The organism is Variovorax sp. P2_H12 (assembly GCF_056403395.1).
Map to the genome: position 1 here is coordinate 1 of NZ_JBFUFO010000219.1, position 429 is coordinate 429.

Genomic DNA, 429 nt, shown 5'->3' on the forward strand with positions numbered 1-429 from the left:
CTTCCGGCCAGCAGGCGTACGGCTCCTGGGCGCATCGCCTGCAGCAGCCGTCCGGCGAAGTGCGTCAGTCCGGGGCCTGCCATGGCCAGACCGATCGCGGTCAGTGACCATCCCGCCAGTACCCACGCCGGGGTGGTGTCGAGCTTCCCCGGCAGGGGGAACGCACTGCCCGAGCCATCACGGCTCGAGTACGCTTCGACCGCGAGACCGACCGCTGTCAGCGCCACACCCCACGGCAGTCCGGTCGGCGCCGGTGCCGGAGCCGGCATCTGCTCGTCCGGCGAGATGTCCTGCTCGTCGTCGTCCGGCACCGCCGCCTGCACCGGCCGGGTGCGCAGCGCCATCGCACTTGCCGTCGCCGCGGACACCGGTGCCAGCGCCAGCAGCATGAGGGCCGCGGCCACCGGCAACGGGGCGCCTGCGCCGAGC

The 429-nt window shown here is 73.9% G+C and carries 1 protein-coding gene; it reads right to left on the reverse strand.

The annotated features are described in order from the left end of the window. A partial coding sequence (locus AC1DYK_RS35895) for a hypothetical protein (RefSeq protein ID WP_478170602.1) occupies positions 1 to 389 on the reverse strand: 389 nt, incomplete at its 3' end. Positions 390 to 429: the final 40 nt, after the last annotated feature.